Source organism: Bradyrhizobium sp., assembly GCF_047605465.1.
In the GTDB taxonomy this organism is placed as follows: Bacteria; Pseudomonadota; Alphaproteobacteria; order Rhizobiales; family Xanthobacteraceae; genus Bradyrhizobium.
Genome location: NZ_JASGFS010000046.1, coordinates 1 through 18,119, shown reverse-complemented (window position 1 = coordinate 18,119; position 18,119 = coordinate 1). Strand labels below are relative to the sequence as shown.

16 protein-coding genes are annotated in these 18,119 nt (G+C 64.7%); 7 read left to right on the top strand and 9 right to left on the bottom strand.

The genetic code is table 11. The features are described 5' to 3' along the window. Window positions 1–95 precede the first annotated feature (95 nt). Window positions 96–782 carry a glutathione S-transferase family protein gene (locus QM712_RS26280; protein ID WP_415026063.1) on the top strand — a complete coding sequence of 229 codons (687 nt, stop codon included), beginning with the start codon at window positions 96–98 and terminating at the stop codon, window positions 780–782. A gap of 49 nt (window positions 783–831) precedes the next feature. On the opposite strand, the gene QM712_RS26275 is transcribed toward QM712_RS26280, so the two are convergent. The 4 genes from QM712_RS26275 to QM712_RS26260 form a co-directional block, all read right to left on the bottom strand. Then, a complete protein-coding gene (locus QM712_RS26275) occupies window positions 832–3,375 on the bottom strand; it encodes an HWE histidine kinase domain-containing protein (protein ID WP_415026062.1) in 2,544 nt (847 codons plus the stop codon). Further along, window positions 3,372–3,956, bottom strand: a complete 585-nt coding sequence (locus QM712_RS26270; protein WP_415026061.1) for a biliverdin-producing heme oxygenase — start codon at window positions 3,954–3,956, stop codon at window positions 3,372–3,374. Before QM712_RS26270 ends, QM712_RS26275 begins: the two co-directional genes overlap by 4 nt. A 118-nt stretch (window positions 3,957–4,074) precedes the next feature. Further along, on the bottom strand, window positions 4,075–4,215 hold the full coding sequence (locus tag QM712_RS26265; RefSeq protein ID WP_415026060.1) for a DUF1127 domain-containing protein: 141 nt from the start codon (window positions 4,213–4,215) through the stop codon (window positions 4,075–4,077). A gap of 32 nt (window positions 4,216–4,247) precedes the next feature. Then, window positions 4,248–4,691, bottom strand: a complete 444-nt coding sequence (locus tag QM712_RS26260; RefSeq protein WP_415026059.1) for a nuclear transport factor 2 family protein — start codon at window positions 4,689–4,691, stop codon at window positions 4,248–4,250. Between the two features lie 91 nt (window positions 4,692–4,782). Here QM712_RS26260 and QM712_RS26255 point away from each other — a divergent pair, with 91 nt between their 5' ends. Further along, window positions 4,783–5,700: a LysR family transcriptional regulator gene (locus tag QM712_RS26255; RefSeq protein ID WP_415026058.1), complete on the top strand. Its 918-nt coding sequence runs from the start codon at window positions 4,783–4,785 to the stop codon at window positions 5,698–5,700. Window positions 5,701–5,878: 178 nt separating this feature from the next. On the opposite strand, the gene QM712_RS26250 is transcribed toward QM712_RS26255, so the two are convergent. Continuing rightward, the gene (locus tag QM712_RS26250; protein WP_415026057.1) at window positions 5,879–6,499 is read right to left on the bottom strand and encodes a glutathione S-transferase family protein; all 621 of its coding nucleotides are present in this window, start codon (window positions 6,497–6,499) and stop codon (window positions 5,879–5,881) included. 149 nt (window positions 6,500–6,648) lie between these two features. Between QM712_RS26250 and QM712_RS26245 the strand changes: the two genes are divergently transcribed. Next, the gene (locus QM712_RS26245; RefSeq protein WP_415026056.1) at window positions 6,649–7,929 is read left to right on the top strand and encodes a flavin-dependent oxidoreductase; all 1,281 of its coding nucleotides are present in this window, start codon (window positions 6,649–6,651) and stop codon (window positions 7,927–7,929) included. 184 nt (window positions 7,930–8,113) lie between these two features. On the opposite strand, the gene QM712_RS26240 is transcribed toward QM712_RS26245, so the two are convergent. The 3 genes from QM712_RS26240 to QM712_RS26230 all read right to left on the bottom strand — a co-directional run bounded on the left by QM712_RS26240 (window position 8,114) and on the right by QM712_RS26230 (window position 11,235). Beyond that, a complete protein-coding gene (locus QM712_RS26240; protein WP_415026055.1) occupies window positions 8,114–8,362 on the bottom strand; it encodes a hypothetical protein in 249 nt (82 codons plus the stop codon). A 73-nt stretch (window positions 8,363–8,435) separates the two neighbouring features. Beyond that, window positions 8,436–10,526 carry an AAA family ATPase gene (locus tag QM712_RS26235; RefSeq protein ID WP_415026054.1) on the bottom strand — a complete coding sequence of 697 codons (2,091 nt, stop codon included), beginning with the start codon at window positions 10,524–10,526 and terminating at the stop codon, window positions 8,436–8,438. A 289-nt stretch (window positions 10,527–10,815) separates the two neighbouring features. After that, the gene (locus tag QM712_RS26230; protein WP_415026053.1) at window positions 10,816–11,235 is read right to left on the bottom strand and encodes a PaaI family thioesterase; all 420 of its coding nucleotides are present in this window, start codon (window positions 11,233–11,235) and stop codon (window positions 10,816–10,818) included. Between the two features lie 240 nt (window positions 11,236–11,475). Here QM712_RS26230 and QM712_RS26225 point away from each other — a divergent pair, with 240 nt between their 5' ends. Beyond that, window positions 11,476–13,224, top strand: a complete 1,749-nt coding sequence (locus QM712_RS26225) for a diguanylate cyclase (RefSeq protein WP_415026052.1) — start codon at window positions 11,476–11,478, stop codon at window positions 13,222–13,224. Window positions 13,225–13,230: 6 nt separating this feature from the next. Here QM712_RS26225 and mutY read toward each other — a convergent pair whose 3' ends face one another. After that, complete coding sequence (gene mutY, locus QM712_RS26220) at window positions 13,231–14,370, bottom strand: A/G-specific adenine glycosylase (RefSeq protein WP_415026051.1); 1,140 nt, start codon at window positions 14,368–14,370, stop codon at window positions 13,231–13,233. 160 nt (window positions 14,371–14,530) lie between these two features. Here mutY and QM712_RS26215 point away from each other — a divergent pair, with 160 nt between their 5' ends. From QM712_RS26215 to QM712_RS26205, 3 genes are all read left to right on the top strand, one after another. Then, window positions 14,531–15,022: a DUF721 domain-containing protein gene (locus tag QM712_RS26215; RefSeq protein ID WP_415026050.1), complete on the top strand. Its 492-nt coding sequence runs from the start codon at window positions 14,531–14,533 to the stop codon at window positions 15,020–15,022. Between the two features lie 151 nt (window positions 15,023–15,173). Next, window positions 15,174–15,830 (top strand): DsbA family protein, encoded by a 657-nt coding sequence (locus tag QM712_RS26210; RefSeq protein WP_415026049.1) that lies wholly within the window; start codon window positions 15,174–15,176, stop codon window positions 15,828–15,830. Between the two features lie 217 nt (window positions 15,831–16,047). After that, window positions 16,048–18,119: chromosome segregation SMC family protein (locus QM712_RS26205; RefSeq protein WP_415026048.1), on the top strand; the 2,072-nt coding region annotated here is incomplete at its 3' end.

Below are 18,119 nucleotides of genomic sequence, written 5' to 3'. Positions count from 1 at the left end.
TCGCTTGCGGACGCGGTGGAACCGACGCAGATAGACCCGCCGGCAGGAACCGCACCTGCCGCATCCGCCTCAAACATGCAGCACTGGGGAGAACGATGCTCAAATTCTATTTCAACGGTTCGCCGAACCCGACCAAGGTCGCACTGTTCCTGGAGGAGTCCGGCCTGCCCTTCGAGCCGGTGGCCATCGACACCCGCAAGGGCGAGCAGTTCGCGCCGGAGTTCCTCAAGATCAATCCGAACGGCAAGGTGCCCGCGATCGACGACAGCGGCACGATCGTGTTCGACAGCAACGCCATCCTGCTCTATCTCGCCGAGAAGACCGGCAAGTTTCTTCCCGCCGCCAGCGCCCGCGGCGAGACGCTGTCATGGCTGATGTTCATTGCCACCGGCCTCGGGCCGTTCTCCGGTCAGGCCGTGCACTTCAAGCATTTCGCGCCGAAGGACCAGAACCACGACTACGCCCACAATCGCTACCAGTACGAAACCGATCGTCATTACAAGATCGTCGACGCTCACCTCGCCGGCCGCCGCTACATGGCGGGCGACAGCTATTCGATCGTCGACATGGCGCTGTGGGGCTGGGCGCGGATGGTGCCGTTCAAGCTCGGCGACGACGCGTTTGCCCGATATCCGAACGTCAAGCGGCTGCTCGATGAGATCTCGGCGCGCCCCGCGGCCGCGCGCGCGATCGCGCTGAAGGACAAGTTCACCTTCAAGGCCGAGATGGACGACGAGGCCCGCAGCAACATGTTCAAGCACATGAAGACGAAGGTGGCCTGATCGGCACCGCGCTCCGGGGGCGCGCCAGGCGTTCCCCCGGAATGGCCGCCTAGACGTTGGCCTGCTGCAATTTCCGCAGCGCGTTCTCGACCACTTCGAGCGTGTAGGGCTTCTGGACCACCGGCGCGGACGCGAGCTGCTCCGGGATCGGCGCGCGCTCGCCGTATCCGGTCGCGAAGATGAAGGGCACGCCGATCTCCTTCAGCTTCTGCGCCACCCTGATGCTGCTTTCGCTCCCGAGATTGAGGTCGAGCAGCGCGAAGTTCGGCCGCGCCCGCTCGATCGAGCGCAGCGCCTGGTCGACCGTCGCGGCGGTATCGACGTGACGGGCTCCGAGATCGAGCAGGATGACCTCGGCGGCCATCGCGATGATGAGGTTGTCCTCGACGATCAGCGCGGTCTCGGAAATTCGCGGCCCGGCGGATTGCTGCTCTTCGATGCGCATGGCGGCTCCTGTGATCGACGGCACCAGCTCGACGAAGTTGGGGGGAATGACGAACCTCGCCTGTACGCCCAGCAGGTCGAAGCGAATCTCGGCTTCGCCCTTCAGGTCGAACGGGACGGAGCGCTCGATGATGGTGGTGCCGAAGCCGCGACGCGTCGGCGGCTGCACCGGCGGTCCGCCGGTCTCCTTCCACTCGATCTCGAGGCTCGAATTCGGGTCGAGACGCCAGACCACCTCCACCTGGCCGGTGGAATCGGCAAGCGCACCGTATTTGGCGGAATTGGTCATCATCTCGTGCACGACCAGCGCCAGCGTCGCGAACGCCTTGGGATCGAGTGCGACGTCCGGACCGCCCATCTTCACGCGGCCGGCCCGCGCGCCGAGATAGGCGCCTGCCTCTGACTCGACGAGCGTACGCAGCGCCACCGGCGCCCAGTTCAGATTGGTGATCTGGTCGTGCGCGCGCGCCAGCGCCTGGATGCGGCCGCCGAGCACGCTCGCGAACTCTTCGACGTTCTTGGCGGTGTCCTTGCTCTGCGCCACAAGCGCGCGGACCAGGCTGAGAATGTTGCGGACGCGGTGATTGAGCTCCGCGATCATGAGCTCCTGCCGCTCCTGGGCACCGCGGCGCTCGCGCGCGGCGAGGTCGGATAGTTGCAGGATCACTTCGAGCAGCGTGACGCGCAGGCTCTCGGCGATGCGGATGTCGGCCGCCGACCACGGCTTCGACTGGCCCGCGACGGTCTCCTGCCAGAGCTCGAAACTCTTGCGCGGCGTCAGGCGCGGCCCGTTCGGGCCTTCCTCGTAGACTTTCTCGGGGGCGCCCGCCCAGGTCACCGAGCGCAGGACCTCGCGCCGGAAGAAGATCAGGCAGTCGCGCGGCGTGCGCGAGATCGGAATGGCGAGGAAGCCGGCCGCGCGATCGCGGAAGGCCTCGCCCGCGGCGTAGACCTTGGCGATCTCGGCACTGGCGCAGATCCGGCCCGGCGAGGTCCGGTTGATGAAGGCGACGAGTTCCTTCACCTCGTCCTCGGTCGGCGTTTCGCCGTCGAGCGTGATCTTGTTCTCGGACCAGATCGCCACGCCGTCGCAGGCGATCATCCTGCGATAGTCTCCGGCGAAGTCGACGATGGCGCGCCGGCTGTGCTCGTGCGCGGCCGCGGTCTCGATCAATCGTTCCTGGATCTTCTGGGCGCCGGCCTCGTAGGCGACATCGCCCTCGCGCTCGCGTCCCTCCACGATCCAGGAGAACATCTGCCCGAACAGTTCGGACGCCGTGCGCTTCTCGAACGAGATGTAATGCGGCGAATAGTGATGGCACGCGAACAGGCCCCACAGCTTGCCGTCGCGCAGGATCGACACCGACATCGAGGCGCCGACGCCCATGTTGCGCAGATACTCGACATGGATCGGCGAGACCGAGCGCAGCACGCTCATGGAGAGATCGAGCAATCCCGCATTGTGCGTGGCGGTCGACAGCAGCGCGGCCGGCTTCGCCTCGATATCGGCAATGATGCGCAGCCAGTTGCGCTGATAGAGGATGCGGGCCTGCTTGGGGATGTCGGAGGCCGGATAGTGCAGGCCGAGAAACCGTTCGAGACCGGCTTCCGCGGCTTCCGCGATCACCTCGCCCGATCCATCCGGGTGAAACTGATAGACCATCACGCGGTCGAAGCCCGTCAGAACCTTGAGCTGGCGCGCCGCCTCGCGGGCGAGCTCGGTCATGCCGCGCGTCTTGCGGATCCGCTCCAGCATCAGACGCACGAGCTCGCCGGAATTGACGCCGGGTTCGGCGACGCTGGGCTCCGCTTCGACGACCAGATAGGCGCCCGAGAAGTGGATCGAGAGATCGTAGAGCGGCTTGCCGGCCTGGAGTTCGACGCCGAACATGCGCTCGGTCGCGTCCGGTCCGCTCAGATGGTCGACGCGGCCGCGGATGGTCTCGACCGCCGTCCTGGAGATGATGCTCGACAGCGGCTTCTGCAGCAGATCGGCGACATCCATGCCCAGGAAACCGCCGGCATTTTCGGATGCCATGCAGATCGTGAAATCCGACAGCACGGTCAGAAGGAAGCCGAACGGCTGCACATTGCCGGGGGTGTGGATCGGCTCGCGATCGCAATTGGTGAGATTGACCGCCTCGTTCATGCGCGATCCGCCGCCTGCTCGAACGCGGCAAATGCGAGGCGCGCGGCGTCGATCGCTTCGTCGTCGTCGCAGCTCGCCTCGCTCGAGAGCTTCGTCAGGAAGCTTTGCCAGAGCCGCTTGCCCTCGCCATGGCTGAGATAGGAGGTCGCTTCGCCGACGCGATGATCGGCCGAGTCCGCGACCGTCTTGAGAAGGAATTTGGCACCCAGCCGGGAGCCCTCCAATACGTACATCGTGCCGAGCACGCCGCTCCGCGTCAGCGGCGGCACCGAGATCGTGGATTGGACCGCGCTGCCCAGACGGCCGAGATCGGCGGCGATCGCAGCGCTCCGCGACCGCTCCGGCCAGTCCGGAAAGATGTCCGCGACGCCCGCTTTCACGAGCGCGGCTTCGAGCGGCAGAAGCGCCGCCGCGCTGGCCTGCAGGAAGCGGCGATAGCCCGAAAATCCCGTCAGATCGAACGCAGAGAGCTGCGCATCGAGCTCGCGATGCGCCTCCGAAGTGGCGTCTCTCAATCTTTCGCGGAGTCCGGAAAGGCTTCGGCCCACAGGTGTTGAAACGTCCGAAGCCCCAGCCAGCATGAACTTCCCAAAGCGCGCTATGCCGGGCACGCAATTGCGCCCAGAACCGGGAGAACGTCGGCGGAACCCGAAAAGTTCCGTCGACGCCGGAAGATAATGGGCAAGCGGCGTCCCCGCCCTAGCACCGCCGGACAGGCTTTCTCAGTTCATAGGCGATCTCCGACCGCGTCATGCCGCAGTCCTGAAGCTCGCGTTCGCTCATCGCGGCGAGCTGGCAGCGCTGCAGCGCCCGCTCCCGCCGGCCTCGGATGAACTCCACCAGGGAGCACCAGACCGAGACGATGAGGCCGTTCAGCTCGCGGCCCTCACCGGCGCCTGAGGAAACGGCCCCAGCGCCCTCTCGGTCAGGACCGAGTCGCAGTATTCCCTGATCTCCTTGATCTTGCCGTCCTCGAGCCGGAACACCAGGCAATAGTCGTTGTCGTAGCGGACGCCTTCGGGCGTGACGTTGTCGCCCTTGGCCTCCACCACCACGACGTCGCCGTCGGCGATGAAGCGGTGGGCGATGGTCCGCGTCCGGTCACGGAGCCGCGAGCGCACATAGCCGTGCAGATCGTTGAGGATCGCCTCTTTCCCGGCGAAGGTGCGCGACCAGGAATACTGGCCGGTCACGACCCATCTGGCGTCGTCGGCAAGGCTCGCAGTGAACAGGGCACGATCGCGCGCGGCCGGATCGGGATTGGCGGCGGCGGCGAAAATATCCTGAATCAGTTTCTTGTTGGCGCTCGCGCTCATGGCGGCATCTCCGTTTTGTGGCAACGGGGAAAGGATGGCCGCGCGATCGTCATTCTTCAAATCGATAGCCGATATGATATTTATTCGCTCCATGAATTTGAATTCGCTCGACCTCAACCTGCTGACCGCCCTCGATGCGCTGCTGCGCGAAGCCAATGTCAGCCGCGCCGCGCTGCGGATCGGGCTGTCGCAGCCGGCCGCGAGCCACGCCCTGCAGCGGCTTCGCGACATCTTCGGCGATCCCCTGCTGGTACGCACCGGTGCGCGGATGGAGCTGACGCCACGGGCGCAGGCCTTGCGCGCCCCGCTGGCACAGGCGCTCGATCAAGTGCGCGGGCTGTTCGTGCCGGAGGAGTTCGATGCCGCGCGCAGCGAACGGCAATTCCGCCTGATGATGCCTGACCTCGCGGTCGAGCTGCTGATGCCGCCCTTGATGGAGAAGGTCACGCGCGCCGCGCCCAATGTCCGTATCGACGTCGTACCGTGGCGGGGACCTGCGATCTTCCACGCCGAGTTCGCCCGCACCATCGACCTCGTGATCTCGATCGGCAACGCCTTCAAGGGCTTTCACCGCCAGCTTCTGTACACCGACAGCGACGCGCTGGCGGTGCGGCGCGGCCATCCTCAGGCCGCGAAGCTGAAGCGGCGCGAGACGTTCCTTGCCGCGCGCCACGTCGGCGTGATCATCCGCGGCCAGCCGGAGGATCTCATCGACACCTGGCTGCGTAGCAAGGGCATCGAGCGCCACATCTCTCTCGTGGTGTCGGGCTATCTCGAAGCGCTGCACGTCGCCGCCCGAACCGACCTCGTCGCCTTCGTGCCGCGCCGGCTGATCGCGGCGCTGTCACGGCAGTTCGGGCTCGTCACGGTGACGCCGCCGCTCGATCCCGGCATCGACGAGCAGTTCATGTTCCATCCGACCCGCGCACAGATGGACCCGGGATCGATCTGGTTGCGCCGGCTGATGCTGGAGACGGGACGGGAATTGGAGAAGCGCAAGGCTGGATAGGATGCGGCTTCAGCAAACTCGGTCATCCCGGACAAGCGAAGCGCCGATCCGGGATCCCATCACCAGAGGGAGTTTGGCGAAGACTGGTCGTTCGGTACTTCTACCGATCGCAATCGATAGATTCCGCAGTATGGGTCCCGGGTCTGCGCTGCGCTTGCCCGGGACGACATAGAGCTTGTTACGCCTGCTGCGCGTCCATCACCTTGCGCACCGCGGGGCGGTCGGACATGCGCTTGAAATGGTCGGCGATCTTCGGCGTGGCGTTGATGTCCACGTTGTCGCCTTCGAGCCAGTTCGACAGGGTGAAGAGATAGGGATCGCAGATCGTGAACTGCTCGCCCATCACCCAGGGTCCCCTGAACATCTTCTGCTCGATCAGGGCGAAACAGGCACCCATGGTCTTCGGGATCATCTGCTTCATGTCGGCGAACGAGCTTTCCTCGGTCGCCCAGCGCGCCCCGCGCATCTTGTGGGCGTGGTTGATGTGCACAGTCGAGCAGAGATAGGAGTTGAACGATTGCGCCTGCGCGAACTCGAAGGGATCGTCGATCGGCGCGAGCTTCGCCTTGGGGAATGTCTGCGCCACATAGGCGAGCATCGCCGGCGTCTCGGTCAGCACGCCGCGATCGGTCACCAGCGCCGGGACCCGGCCCTTCGGATTGATCGCGAGATATTCCGGGCTGTTCTGCTGGTTGGTCTTGAAACTCAGCCGCTCGGCCGTGTAGTCGGCCCCGACTTCCTCCAGCGTGATGTAGGTGGCGAGCGCGCAGGTGCCGGTGGCGTAGTAGAGCTTGAGCATGGCGGACCTCATGGGAAAGCTGGAAATTAACTGCTGTCGTCCCCAAGGTCCATAGGACGACTTTCTCCCGGCCGTCTCCCGGCGGCCTCTTCGCAGTTGCCCACCGCCGTCCGCCTGTGCCAAGACGCCCGCAATCGGAGGGGTTTGTCATGACTGTACTCATCGCCGGTGGCGGCATCGGCGGGCTGACGCTCGCGCTCAGCCTGCATCAGATCGGCGTTCCCGTCCGGGTGTTCGAGAGCGTCGCGGAGCTGAAGCCGCTCGGCGTCGGCATCAACGTGCTGCCGCACGCGGTGCGTGAGCTGATCGAGCTCGGGCTGATGGAGAAGCTGGACGCCAGCGGCGTACGGACCCGCGAGCTCGCCTATTTCTCCAAGCACGGCAAGCCGATCTGGAGCGAGCCGCGCGGGCTCGAGGCCGGCTACAAATGGCCCCAGTTCTCGATCCATCGCGGCACGTTGCAACAGCTCCTGCTCGATACCGCAATCGAGCGGCTCGGCCGCGAGAACATCCTGACCAGCCATCACCTGACCGGCTGGAGCGAGACCGCCGATGGCGTGCGGGCCGACTTCATCGACAAGGCGACCGGCAAGGCTGCCGGAAGCTACGAGGGCGCGATCCTGATCGCCGCCGACGGCATCCATTCCGCCGTGCGAGAAAAGCTCTATCCGCAGGAGGGGCCGCCGATCTGGAACGGCCGCATCCTCTGGCGTGGCGTAACGCCGGCCAAGGCCTTCCTCACCGGCCGCACCATGATCATGGCGGGGCACGAGATCCTGAAATTCGTCTGCTATCCGATCTCCAAGGAGCCGGATGCCGCGGGCAACCATCTCGTCAACTGGGTCGCCGAACGCCACATGCCGCCGACCTATCAGTGGCGCCGCGAGGACTATAACCGTACCGCGCGGCTGGAGGAGTTCTTGCCGTGGTTCGAGAGCTGGCAGTTCGACTGGCTCGACGTGCCCGGCCTGATCAGGAACTGTCCGCACGCCTACGAATATCCGCTGGTCGACCGCGATCCGGTGTCGCAATGGACCTTCGGCCGCGTCACGCTGATGGGCGACGCCGCCCATCCGATGTACCCGATCGGCTCGAACGGCGCCTCGCAGGCGATCCTCGATGCCCGCGTCCTCACCCGCGAGATCCTGGCGCATGGCCCGACGCCGGCCGCCATGCTCGCCTATGAGGCCGAGCGCAGGCCCGCGACCACCGACCTCGTCCTGCTCAACCGCAAGAATGGTCCCGAGCAGGTGATGCAGCTCGTCGAGGAGCGCGCGCCCGATGGCTACAAGGTCGTCACCGACGTGCTGTCGCAAAAGGAACTGGAAGACGTCGCCGCGAACTACAAGCGCGTGGCCGGCTTCCAGGTCGAGGCCCTGAACGCGAAACCGCCGATCGTGAGCAAGGACGCGAGACGCGTGGGGGCGTAAGGACGGAACAGCCCCAAGCTCGTCTCGCGCCGTCATCTCGCACGACGCGAGATGCGCGCGAGCGCGAAGAGGCCGAGTGACGCGGAGCACCAGTGTAGGGGAACGCGATACGCACCATCGTCAGCGACGTTTGCCGAGCGATGGCAGACCACCCAGCGTGGGGCGCCCCTGCAGCCGACTCCAGTTATTCGAGACCCAGCCCTTGTTGATCTCTTTTGACGGCCTCCACCTCGACCTCGGTGGCCGGCCGCGTGGTATCGACAAGGTCATCCCAACCATCGAGCAACTCGGGATCGGCCTCGGGATGTTTCTCGTGACCGGCGGGCTTTCGGTTCTTTTTCTTATTGAGTGGGGCGCGTTTGACCACCATCGCCGCCAGCATCTCTGCGCGACGGGCCAGATACGACTTTCGCTTCTCTTTCGATCCTGTCATCTGGTACATCCTAGCTCTGAGGACGCACAATGGGGCCGGCGAGCGCGAAGAATCCGAGCGCGCGACCTGAATGTCAGCTCTCGCTCAGCAGATCCTCAAAAAGCTCAGCCCATTTGTCCAAGCTCGGATCATCGAAAAGGGGTTTCGTCGACTCTAATGTTCGCCTCTTAGCTTCCCGCGCCACTGCCACCTTCCAACCGTCATCAAGCGGAACGCCTTGTGACTTCGCCCACGTCTCGATTTGCGGAACGATTGGCTCTCCGGACTTTATTACGTCCGCAAATGGTACATCTGCTTTACGTCCCCAACGGTCCACGGCCGCGACGAGGAAGTCTTGCGGGAAAAGATCTTCGATCTCCGAATTAGCAAAGCCGACATATTTTTCCGTCGTTCTTACTTTGCCTTTTGCGCTTTGGTACAAACCATTTTGAAGGTCGCGCGCCATCTTCTTGCCAGCATCATCGCCGTCGAGGAGTACGTTTGGCAGAACCTCGTCTTTTCCTCCGAGGATACTTGCAATCACCTTGGCATTGTTGGCGCCATGCGAGGGCGGGAAGACCATCTCTCGCTTAGGATTAATCTTCTTGTTGGCGATCAGTACCGTTTTGATGAGAGCAAGGTAATGCTGGTCCGATGGACCCTCCACGATCACCGGATGGCATCCATACAGAATGCTTTCAGCGAGGCTCATGTTGAGCGCAGAGTAAATCGCGTAGGTAGCTCCGGCTCGTCGAGGATCATCGACGCCCTGACGCAGGTCTGACGAGGATTTCGTTGAGCCATCTTGCGAGACAAAGACCTTCCGCACGCGGTCGAGCATGTCAGCATCGACAAGAAAGGGCGAATGCGTCGTGTAAACAATTTGATTGGTCGATGCGAGATTTTCGAAGAACGCCGACAAATCGCGTTGCGCCAGCGGATGGAGAGAAAGTCCCGGCTCGTCCAGGAGCAGAATCGCGTCGGCATGGTCGCCGCTGCTTTCCACTAGGAAAATAAGGTAGAAACTTAGAAACCATTGTAATCCGCTGCTACGATCTTCAAGTTCGATCTTTTCCGGCCGCTTCGAATCGCTGACCCAAATCCGAAAGTGGTCGCCATCGGCTTGAAATTCGAACGTATAGTCACCCTGCTTCCACCAGTCCCGAAACCTCTTCGTCAAGTCGGTTCCGGCTGAGTTCAACAGGATGGTGCGTTCGCGCTTTTTGGTCGCTATTTCGGCGATCTCTTGTTCATTCGGCTGTCGGCTCGGGTCTTTAAAATCGCGTCCAAGTTCTAGAATTTGCTTTGGTTGTAGTTGGACGAAGTTGAACAAGACCCGAAGTGTCCTAGCTTTTGCAGCTTCCTTCGCGCCAAGATCTTCGCGCGCCAGATTTTGAACGACATGCGGCAAGTAGATTTCGGAGTCGAGGTTGCCGTAATTCGAGTAGTAGACGAAGCGCGGCAGGCTCTCGATGACGAACCGTTTCACAGCGCCGACTTCATTCGGCGCGGGGGCCAACAGTTTCGACTTAGCGGCCTCTAGGTCTTGAATTAGCAAATTCAAACGAGGCACAATCGAGCTTGTCGGCGCTGGCATTTCAGGGAGTAAAGCCAACAAAGGCGCGATGACTGCATCTAGGGCGCTAGCGTTGTAGGCCGAGACTGGTCCATCGTTCTGCTTTGCAGATGCTAAGGCGCTTTGTATGTCGGCTTTCAAGCTCCCTTCCTTACTGAGCTGATTCATCGCGCTGATGTCAGTCTCAGCCGCCGTAAGGATCGAGATTAACTCCGCGCCGCTTAGCGCATCCGCCTTCTTGAAGTTCGGAAATGTAACCGTGTGCCCCCCATCGAAGAATCGGCTGACACAAAAAAGGCCAACCGCGTCCTCGTCCAATCCGGTGAGCTCCGCGAGCTTCTTCCTGATTGCATCAGTCGGCACAAACTCCGCATGAATGAATGGAAACGAACCCGGAGCCGCACGCACAGCTGCGTAATTGCCCTTTGGATAATCCGATGTGGGCTTTATCTCGCCTTCGCGTGCCGGGTTCAACTTCCACAGCGGGAGCAACAGATTGGTCTTGCCGGATTCGTTAACACCAATAAGCGCTGTGACTCGTTCTGAATCGATCCAACCGCTGTCAACAACAGATCGGAAATTCGTCACCTTAAATTTGGTCAGCCGCATCATTTCCTCCCAGCCCGCGCGAGAGATTGTCCCGGCAGATAATTAAACGCAATGCGATTAGCCTGAAGAGTCCACAACTCGGCGGAAGGCTCGAAGGCAGCACCAACCCATCGATGGGCTTGACCGTCTAAAGCAGCAACCATGAGGGAGCTACCGGCGAGAGACCACGCGCAAGAGACGCCAGACGGACACCATTTTTAAATTATCTTGTGTAATCAATTTGTTACATGGAGAATTATTCTCCCGCACGGGGGAGAAGGGAAGATGGAGTGCGCGGCGATGCCAAAATCTACCGCACCACCCTCGCCGCTTCCAGCAGCCGTTCGCTCGCGCTCGCCGTCGCCAGCACGGTGCCGTCCTCGGTCGTCAGCTTGCCCTCGACAAACGCGATCGTCTTGCCGAGCTGCGTCACCTTCGCCTCGCCGATGATCGGCCCGGGCCTGGCGGGCGCCAGGAAATTCACGGTCATGCTGATGGTGGTCGTGTAGAGCCGGCCTTCGCTCATCACCAAGACCGCCGGCCCCATCGTGTCGTCGAGCATCGCCGAGAGCATGCCGCCCTGGATGAAGCCCGCCGGATTGCAGAATTCGGGCTTTCCATCGAAGGCGAGCCTGATCCAGCCTTCGTCCGGGCGGGCATCGAGCAGGCGCCAGCCGAGCAGCTCGGCGCAAGGCGGCCTTCGAAAGTTGTCGAGCGCGGTCTTGACCATGCGATCCTCCGTTGCCGGCTGCTGATAGCACAGGCCTGCTGCCAGCTCGTGTCAGCAGCCTGCCCGCCGCAATGCAGCATCCGGGGAACCACGGGAATCGCACGGATGGCGAGAGGTTTTAAGATCGCTTCAACCACGCGGTTTCACGACTGATTCAATACGATCCAATTGGGCAATCAGCCGGTAAGCGGTTGGAAGTTACCACGTGGCATGAGCGACGGTGACACCGGAGCCTTGTCCATGCGAGCCTTGTTGCAGCAGGCCGTGAACCGCCTGCACGCCATCGAAGACCACCTGACAGTACGGACGCAGATCGCTGCGGCAGTGGCGGCAATGTCGATCGTGCTCGTGGGCACCCTCGCAGCCGGCGCCGCGCTCGTCAGCTACAGCCACACCGCCGCGCTGATCGAGAGCAATCTGGCGAGCATCGCCTCCAGCGCCTCCGGCCGGCTCGACCGCTTCATGGCGACGCGCCAGCAGGAGATGAAGCTGTTCGCCGAATTGCAGCCGATGCAGACGGTCTGGCAGGGCGATCCCGCCGCGCTGCGCAGCTCGCTCGAGGACCTCCAGCGCTCCTTCGCAGAATTCGCCTGGATCGGCTTTGCCGACGTCGAAGGCAAGGTCGTCGCCGCCACCGGCGGTCTGCTGCAGGGCAAGTCCGTGGCCGCGCGTCCCTGGTTCAAGCGGGGCCTTGCGGAAGTCACCGTCGACGACGTGCACGAGGCCGCCCTGCTGTCGTCCCTGCTGGCGCAGCGCGCCAACAACGAACCCTATCGTTTCGTCGACATCGCCGTGCCGGTGCGCGATGCCTCCGGCAAGCTGCTCGGCGTGCTCGGCGGACATCTGAACTGGGATTGGGCCAGCAACCTGATCAAGGACGTCGAAGCCAATGACGGCGGCACCGACACGACGCTCTCCATCCTCAGCAAGGGCGGCATGGTCCTGCTCGGCCCGCAGAAGCAGACGATCCGCTATGGCGGCGAGGAGCTCGCCCGCATCTTGAATTCGCGCGACGGCAGTTTCCGCGAAGCGACGGACGGCCAGCAGATGCTGACGGCGTTCCATGTCGGCCGGGGCCACCGCGACTACCAGGGCCTGAACTGGATCGTCACCGCGAGCCAGCCGGCGAGCGTGGCGCTCGCCGCCGCGATCTCGTCGGCGCAGATCATCCTGGCGATCGGCGCGGTCACGGCTCTGATCGCATTGTCGCTGGCCGTGCTGGTCTCGCGCAGGATCGCAGGCCCGATCATCGCCATCACGCAGGAAGCCGATCGCATCGGTCGCGCCCATGGCCCGACCATGCTGGCGCGGCAGAGCGGCTCGGTCGAGGTCGTGCAGCTGTCGCGCGCGCTGCGTTCGCTGCTGCGCCGCATCGGCCTTGCCGAGGAACGCACCAAGGAAGCCGAACTGCGTGCGACCGAGAATGCGATGCAGCTCCAGGAAGACATGCTGAAGCTGCGCCAGCTCGCCGATACCGATTTCATGACCGGCCTGATGAACCGCCGCTCCTTCCTCGCCATCGCCGACGACGCCGTCGCGTTCTGCCGCCGCTACAAGCGCAGCATGGCGACGCTGATGATCGACATCGATCATTTCAAGAAGATCAACGACACCTACGGTCACGCGGCCGGCGACGATGCCATCAAGCGCGTCGCGGAAATCGTCAACCAGTCGATCCGGACCACCGACAAGGCAGCCCGCTTCGGCGGCGAAGAGTTCGTGGTGCTGCTGCGCGAGATCGACCAGGAGACGGCCGTGCTGCTCGCCGATCGCGTCAGGGCGTCGATCGAGAGCGCGACGGTGCGCCATGGCGACACCGTCATTCCCCTCACCGTTTCGGTCGGGCTCGCGCTGTTCGACGAGAGCGACCGCGACGTGCAGGACGTCATCGAGCGCGCCGACCAGGGCCTCTATGTCGCCAAGAAGACCGGCCGCAACCGCACCTTCCTGATGCCAGTCGCCGAGGAACGGGTGGCACGCGCCGCCTGATCCCCTTCAATCCAGCGCGTGCGCGATCACCTTGCGCATGACGTTGGGCAGCGCCTCTCCGGCGAGCGTGGCGATCGGCACCCAGCGCATGCCCTCCGGCGCGCGCGTGCGGGCTTCGGCCGTGGCCGTGTAGACCACCAGTTCCAGCGGAAAATGGGTGAAGACGTGGGTGACGACGCCGACCCGGCGTTGCCAGCGCGACAGACCCTTCAGCTCCGGCGCCTGCTGCTTGGCCGTCGCGTCCTCCTGCCCCGCCACCCAGTCCGAGCCGGGCACCTCGGTCATGCCGCCGAGCAGGCCCTTGTCCGGCCGGCTGCGGACCAGAAGCTCGTCGCCGCGCGTGACGACGAAGGCGGCACCGCGCCGCAAGGTCCCGCTCTTCTTCGGCGCCTTGCGCGGAAAGCTCTCCTGCGTGCCCTGCGCGCGCGCCGCGCAATCCTCGCTGAGCGGGCACAGCGAGCAGGCCGGCTTCTTCGGCGTGCAGATCGAGGCGCCCAGATCCATCAGCGCCTGGGCGCTATCGCCGGCGCGAGACCTCTCGTCGCCGGCGCGAGATTTCTCGTTGCCGATGTCCGCATCGACGAGCAGCGTCGCCGCCAGTTGCTGGATCCGCGGCTTTGCCTGCGGCAATTCCTCCTCGACCGCGAACAGGCGCGACACCACGCGCTCGATGTTGCCGTCGACGGGCATGGTGCGACGGTCGAAGGCGATCGCCGCGATCGCGGCTGCCGTGTACGGGCCGATGCCCGGCAGCGTGCGCAGCCCTTCCTCCGTGTCGGGAAAGACGCCGTCATGGTCGCGCGTCACCGCGACCGCGCAGGCGTAGAGGTTGCGCGCTCGCGAGTAGTAGCCGAGCCCGGCCCACATCCGCAGCACGTCGTCCTGCGAGGCCCGCCCGAGCGCCGTGACATCCGGCCAGCGCGCGACGAACTTCTCGAAATAGGGGCCGACCGCCTTCACCGTGGTCTGCTGGAGCATGATCTCCGACAGCCAGACGCGGTAGGGGTCCGATGTTTCGCCGGGCAGTGCGCGCCAGGGCAGCCGGCGGCGGTGGCGGTCGTACCAGGCCAGCAGCGCGCGCGGGCGCGACGAAGCTTCCGGCCGAACCGGTTCCGACTTGGCCTTGAGGGCGGCTTTGGGGCTCATGCCCCACTGTAACGACAACGTACCGGCCGCTCCACGCCATGCCGGCGCTTGTCGCGAGCATCCACGCCTTTCTTCGCGGGAGAAAGTGGATGGCCGGGACAAGCCGGGCCATGACGGGGAAGTCTCTGCGTCCGAGGCGCCGGAGTGCTATAAGGCCCGCATGTCGAAATTCCCCCCCAAACCCGGTCCCGTCAGCGCCAAGCCGCTCTCGCTCCTGCTCGACGACGTGTTTGCCGAGGCCTATGCCAAGCAGGGCTTCGCCGCGCGCGAGCTGGTGACGCGGTGGGCGCAGATCGCGGGCCCAGACATTGCGGCCCATGCGGAGCCGCTGAAGATGCAATGGCCGCGGCCGGTCGAGGGCCAGCCGCAGGAGCCGGCGACCCTGGTGCTCCGGGTCGAGGGACCGATGGCGCTGGAGATCCAGCACTCCGCGGACGTCATCCTGGAACGGGTCAACCGCTTCTTCGGCTGGAACGCGGTCGGCAAGCTGGCCTTCCGCCAGGCCCCCCTGTCACGGGCCCGCAGGCCGAAACGGCCCGGCCCGCCGGACGCCGGATCGATGGCCATGGTGGCGGAGAGCCTGGGCCAGATCGAAGACGAAGAACTCAAGACCGCGCTGGCGCGGCTCGGGGCCGCCATCAAGCGAAATTGAGCCTCATTCCAGCGCTATTGTGGACCCGTCCGTGTCGGCCGCCATTGCCTCAAGCTGCGTTTCAAGCTAGCGACAGGCGCACGAGCGGGAACCCTGACAGGGACCCCTGACACGAAGCTTGGGCGAGACCACGCCAATTCGGGAGCCGACCTTGATCATCACGCGCCGCGCCTTCACCACGATGCTGTCGCTGACCGGACTTGCCGCGCTGGCCGGGCTCTCGCCGCTGCGGTTCATCTCCGAGGCCATGGCGCAGACCGCCGCCGACGTCGCGAAGCCCGTGTCTCTGCCCGACATGGCTCTCGGCCCGAACGATGCCGCCGTCACCATCACCGAATTCGCCTCGATGACCTGCCCGCATTGCGCGGCCTTCAACGAGCAGGTCTTCCCGAAGATCAAAAAGGAATACATCGACACCGGCAAGGTGCGGTACATCTTCCGCGAGTTCCCACTCGACATCAAAGCCGCCGCCGGCTCGATGCTGTCGCGCTGCATCGCCAATGGCGACGCGCCGAAATACTTCGCCGTCACCGACATGCTGTTCCGCCAGCAGAACGACTGGGTGGTGAAGAACACCACGGAGACGCTGACGCGGATCGGCAAGCAGGCCGGCCTCACCCAGCAGCAGGTCGAGACCTGCCTCAAGGACCAGGCGCTGCTCGACAAGATCGCCGCCGACCAGAAATATGCCAGCGACGTCCTGAAGGTCGATTCGACGCCGACCTTCTTCATCAACGGCGAGAAGATCAAGGGCGAAGCCTCGTTCGAGGAATTCGCGAAGAAGATCAACCCGCTGCTGAAGAGCTGATCGTCGCCTCCCGATCCTGATTCGCATCTCAGAAGCCGTATCATTCCCGTCACAAATCCCTTGGGAAAAGCGGCTTTCGCAGGTTGCCCTCGCGGCGCGGCACGGCCATTGTCCAGCCGCATGAGCCGCCTCGCGCGACTCGCCCAGACAACGACATTGCCTTCCATGGTATTGTCTCGGCAGGGGGATTCGCGCCTGCCAACAGAGATGCGTGTTTATGAAAATCACCCGCCTGCGCCTTCACGGCTTCAAGTCTTTCGTTGAGCCCACCGACTTCGTCATCGAGCCCGGCCTGACCGGCGTCGTCGGTCCCAACGGCTGCGGCAAGTCGAATCTCGTCGAAGCGCTGCGCTGGGCGATGGGCGAGACCTCCTACAAATCGCTGCGCGCCGCCGACATGGACGCGGTGATCTTCGCCGGCTCCGGCAATCGCCCGGCACGCAACCATGCCGAAGTGACGATGACGATCGACAACGCCGATCGCACCGCGCCGGCGGCGATGAACGACAGTCAGCTTCTGGAAATCTCCCGCCGCATCGAGCGTGAGGCGGGCTCAGTCTATCGCATCAACGGCCGCGACGTGCGCGCACGCGACGTGCAGATCCTGTTCGCGGACGCCGCCACCGGCGCGCGTTCGCCGGCCCTCGTCCACCAGGGCAAGATCGGCGAGATCATTCAGGCCAAGCCCGAGCAGCGCCGCCGCGTGCTGGAAGACGCCGCCGGCGTCGCCGGTCTGCATGCCCGCCGCCACGAAGCCGAGCTGCGGCTGAAAGCGGCCGAAACCAATCTCACCCGCGTCGAGGACGTGATCGGCCAGCTCTCCGGCCAGATGGAAGGCTTGAAGAAGCAGGCCCGCCAGGCCGTGCGCTACCGCGAAGTCGCGGCCAAGGTGCGCAAGGCCGAGGCCACGCTGTTCCACCTGCGCTGGATCGGCGCCCACGCCGACGTCAACGAATCCGGCCAGACCCACGATCTCGCGGTCCGCGAGATGGCCGAGCGCACCCAGCATCAGGCCGAAGCCGCCCGTATCCAGGCCATCCGCGCCGCCGAAATGCCGGCGCTCCGCGATGCCGAGGCGCGCGCCGCCGCCGGGCTGCAGCGCCTGACCAATGCCCGCGAATTGCTCGACCGCGAGGAAGAGCGCGCCAAGGAGCGTGTCACCGAGCTCGAGCGCCGTCTCGCGCAGTTCGAAGGCGACATCGCGCGCGCCCAGCAGCAGACCATGGACGCCGATGTCGCGCTGCAGCGGCTCGACACCGAAGACGCCGAGTTGAAGGAAGAGATCAAGTCGCGCGTCGAGAAGCGTTCCGGCGTGGATGAACGCGTCGGCGAAGCCGAGGCGGTGCTGACCGAGACCGAGCAGCAATTCGCCGAGCTCACCACCGCGCTCGCCGACCTCACCGCCAAGCGCAACCAGCTCGAAGCCAACGTCCGCACCCACCGCGACAAGCTCGCCCGTCTCGACCAGGAGATCGCGAACGTCACCGCCGAAGAGCAGAAGCTCGCCGACGAGACCGGCGGCTTCGGCGATCTCGACGAGCTGACCGCGACGGTCGAAACCGCCGAGCAGACGCTGGCCGCCTCGGAAGCCGCCGCGCAGGCGAGCGAGGCCGCCCATGTCGCCGCCCGCCAGACCCTGGAATCCTCGCGCTCGCCGCTCGTCGAAGCCGACAAGCGCGTGCAGCGGCTCGAGACCGAGGCGCGCACGATCTCCAAGATCGTCAACGGCGAGACCAAGAATCTGTGGCCGCCGATCATCGACGGCATCACCGTCGACAAGGGCTTCGAAAAGGCGATCGGCGCCGCGCTCGGCGACGATCTCGATGCACCGGTCGACCCGTCGGCCCCGATGCGCTGGACCAATGCCGGCATCACCGAAGGCGATCCGGAGCTGCCCGAAGGCGTCGTGCCGCTCGCCAACCACGTGCAGGCGCCGGCCGAACTGGCGCGCCGCCTGGCGCAGATCGGCGTGGTGCCGCGCGAGCGTGGTGCCGAGCTGGTCTCGCAGCTCAGGACCGGCCAGCGGCTGGTCTCGCCCGAAGGCGACGTCTGGCGCTGGGACGGCTTTGTCGCTGCGGCTCACGCCCCGACCGGCGCCGCGCGGCGCCTTGCCGAGCGCGCCCGCCTCGTCGACATCGAGAACGAGCTGGAGCAGGCCCGCATCGACGCCCAGATCAAGCGTCAGGCGCTGGAGAATGCCGAGTCCGAGCTGCAGATGGCCGCGAGCACCGAAGGTGCCAGCCGCGAAGCCTGGCGCGCGGCGCAGCGCGAGGTCAACGCCGCGCGCGA

Coding starts and splice junctions, on each gene's coding strand:
- QM712_RS26230 (WP_415026053.1), bottom strand. CDS start 11,235: ATGGTCAAGACCGCGCTCGACAACTTTCGAAGGCCGCCTTGCGCCGAG.
- mutY (WP_415026051.1), bottom strand. CDS start 14,370: ATGAGCCCCAAAGCCGCCCTCAAGGCCAAGTCGGAACCGGTTCGGCCG.
- QM712_RS26270 (WP_415026061.1), bottom strand. CDS start 3,956: ATGCTGGCTGGGGCTTCGGACGTTTCAACACCTGTGGGCCGAAGCCTT.
- QM712_RS26240 (WP_415026055.1), bottom strand. CDS start 8,362: ATGACAGGATCGAAAGAGAAGCGAAAGTCGTATCTGGCCCGTCGCGCA.
- QM712_RS26215 (WP_415026050.1), top strand. CDS start 14,531: ATGTCGAAATTCCCCCCCAAACCCGGTCCCGTCAGCGCCAAGCCGCTC.
- QM712_RS26260 (WP_415026059.1), bottom strand. CDS start 4,691: ATGAGCGCGAGCGCCAACAAGAAACTGATTCAGGATATTTTCGCCGCC.
- QM712_RS26225 (WP_415026052.1), top strand. CDS start 11,476: ATGCGAGCCTTGTTGCAGCAGGCCGTGAACCGCCTGCACGCCATCGAA.
- QM712_RS26255 (WP_415026058.1), top strand. CDS start 4,783: ATGAATTTGAATTCGCTCGACCTCAACCTGCTGACCGCCCTCGATGCG.
- QM712_RS26245 (WP_415026056.1), top strand. CDS start 6,649: ATGACTGTACTCATCGCCGGTGGCGGCATCGGCGGGCTGACGCTCGCG.
- QM712_RS26280 (WP_415026063.1), top strand. CDS start 96: ATGCTCAAATTCTATTTCAACGGTTCGCCGAACCCGACCAAGGTCGCA.
- QM712_RS26275 (WP_415026062.1), bottom strand. CDS start 3,375: ATGAACGAGGCGGTCAATCTCACCAATTGCGATCGCGAGCCGATCCAC.
- QM712_RS26250 (WP_415026057.1), bottom strand. CDS start 6,499: ATGCTCAAGCTCTACTACGCCACCGGCACCTGCGCGCTCGCCACCTAC.
- QM712_RS26235 (WP_415026054.1), bottom strand. CDS start 10,526: ATGCGGCTGACCAAATTTAAGGTGACGAATTTCCGATCTGTTGTTGAC.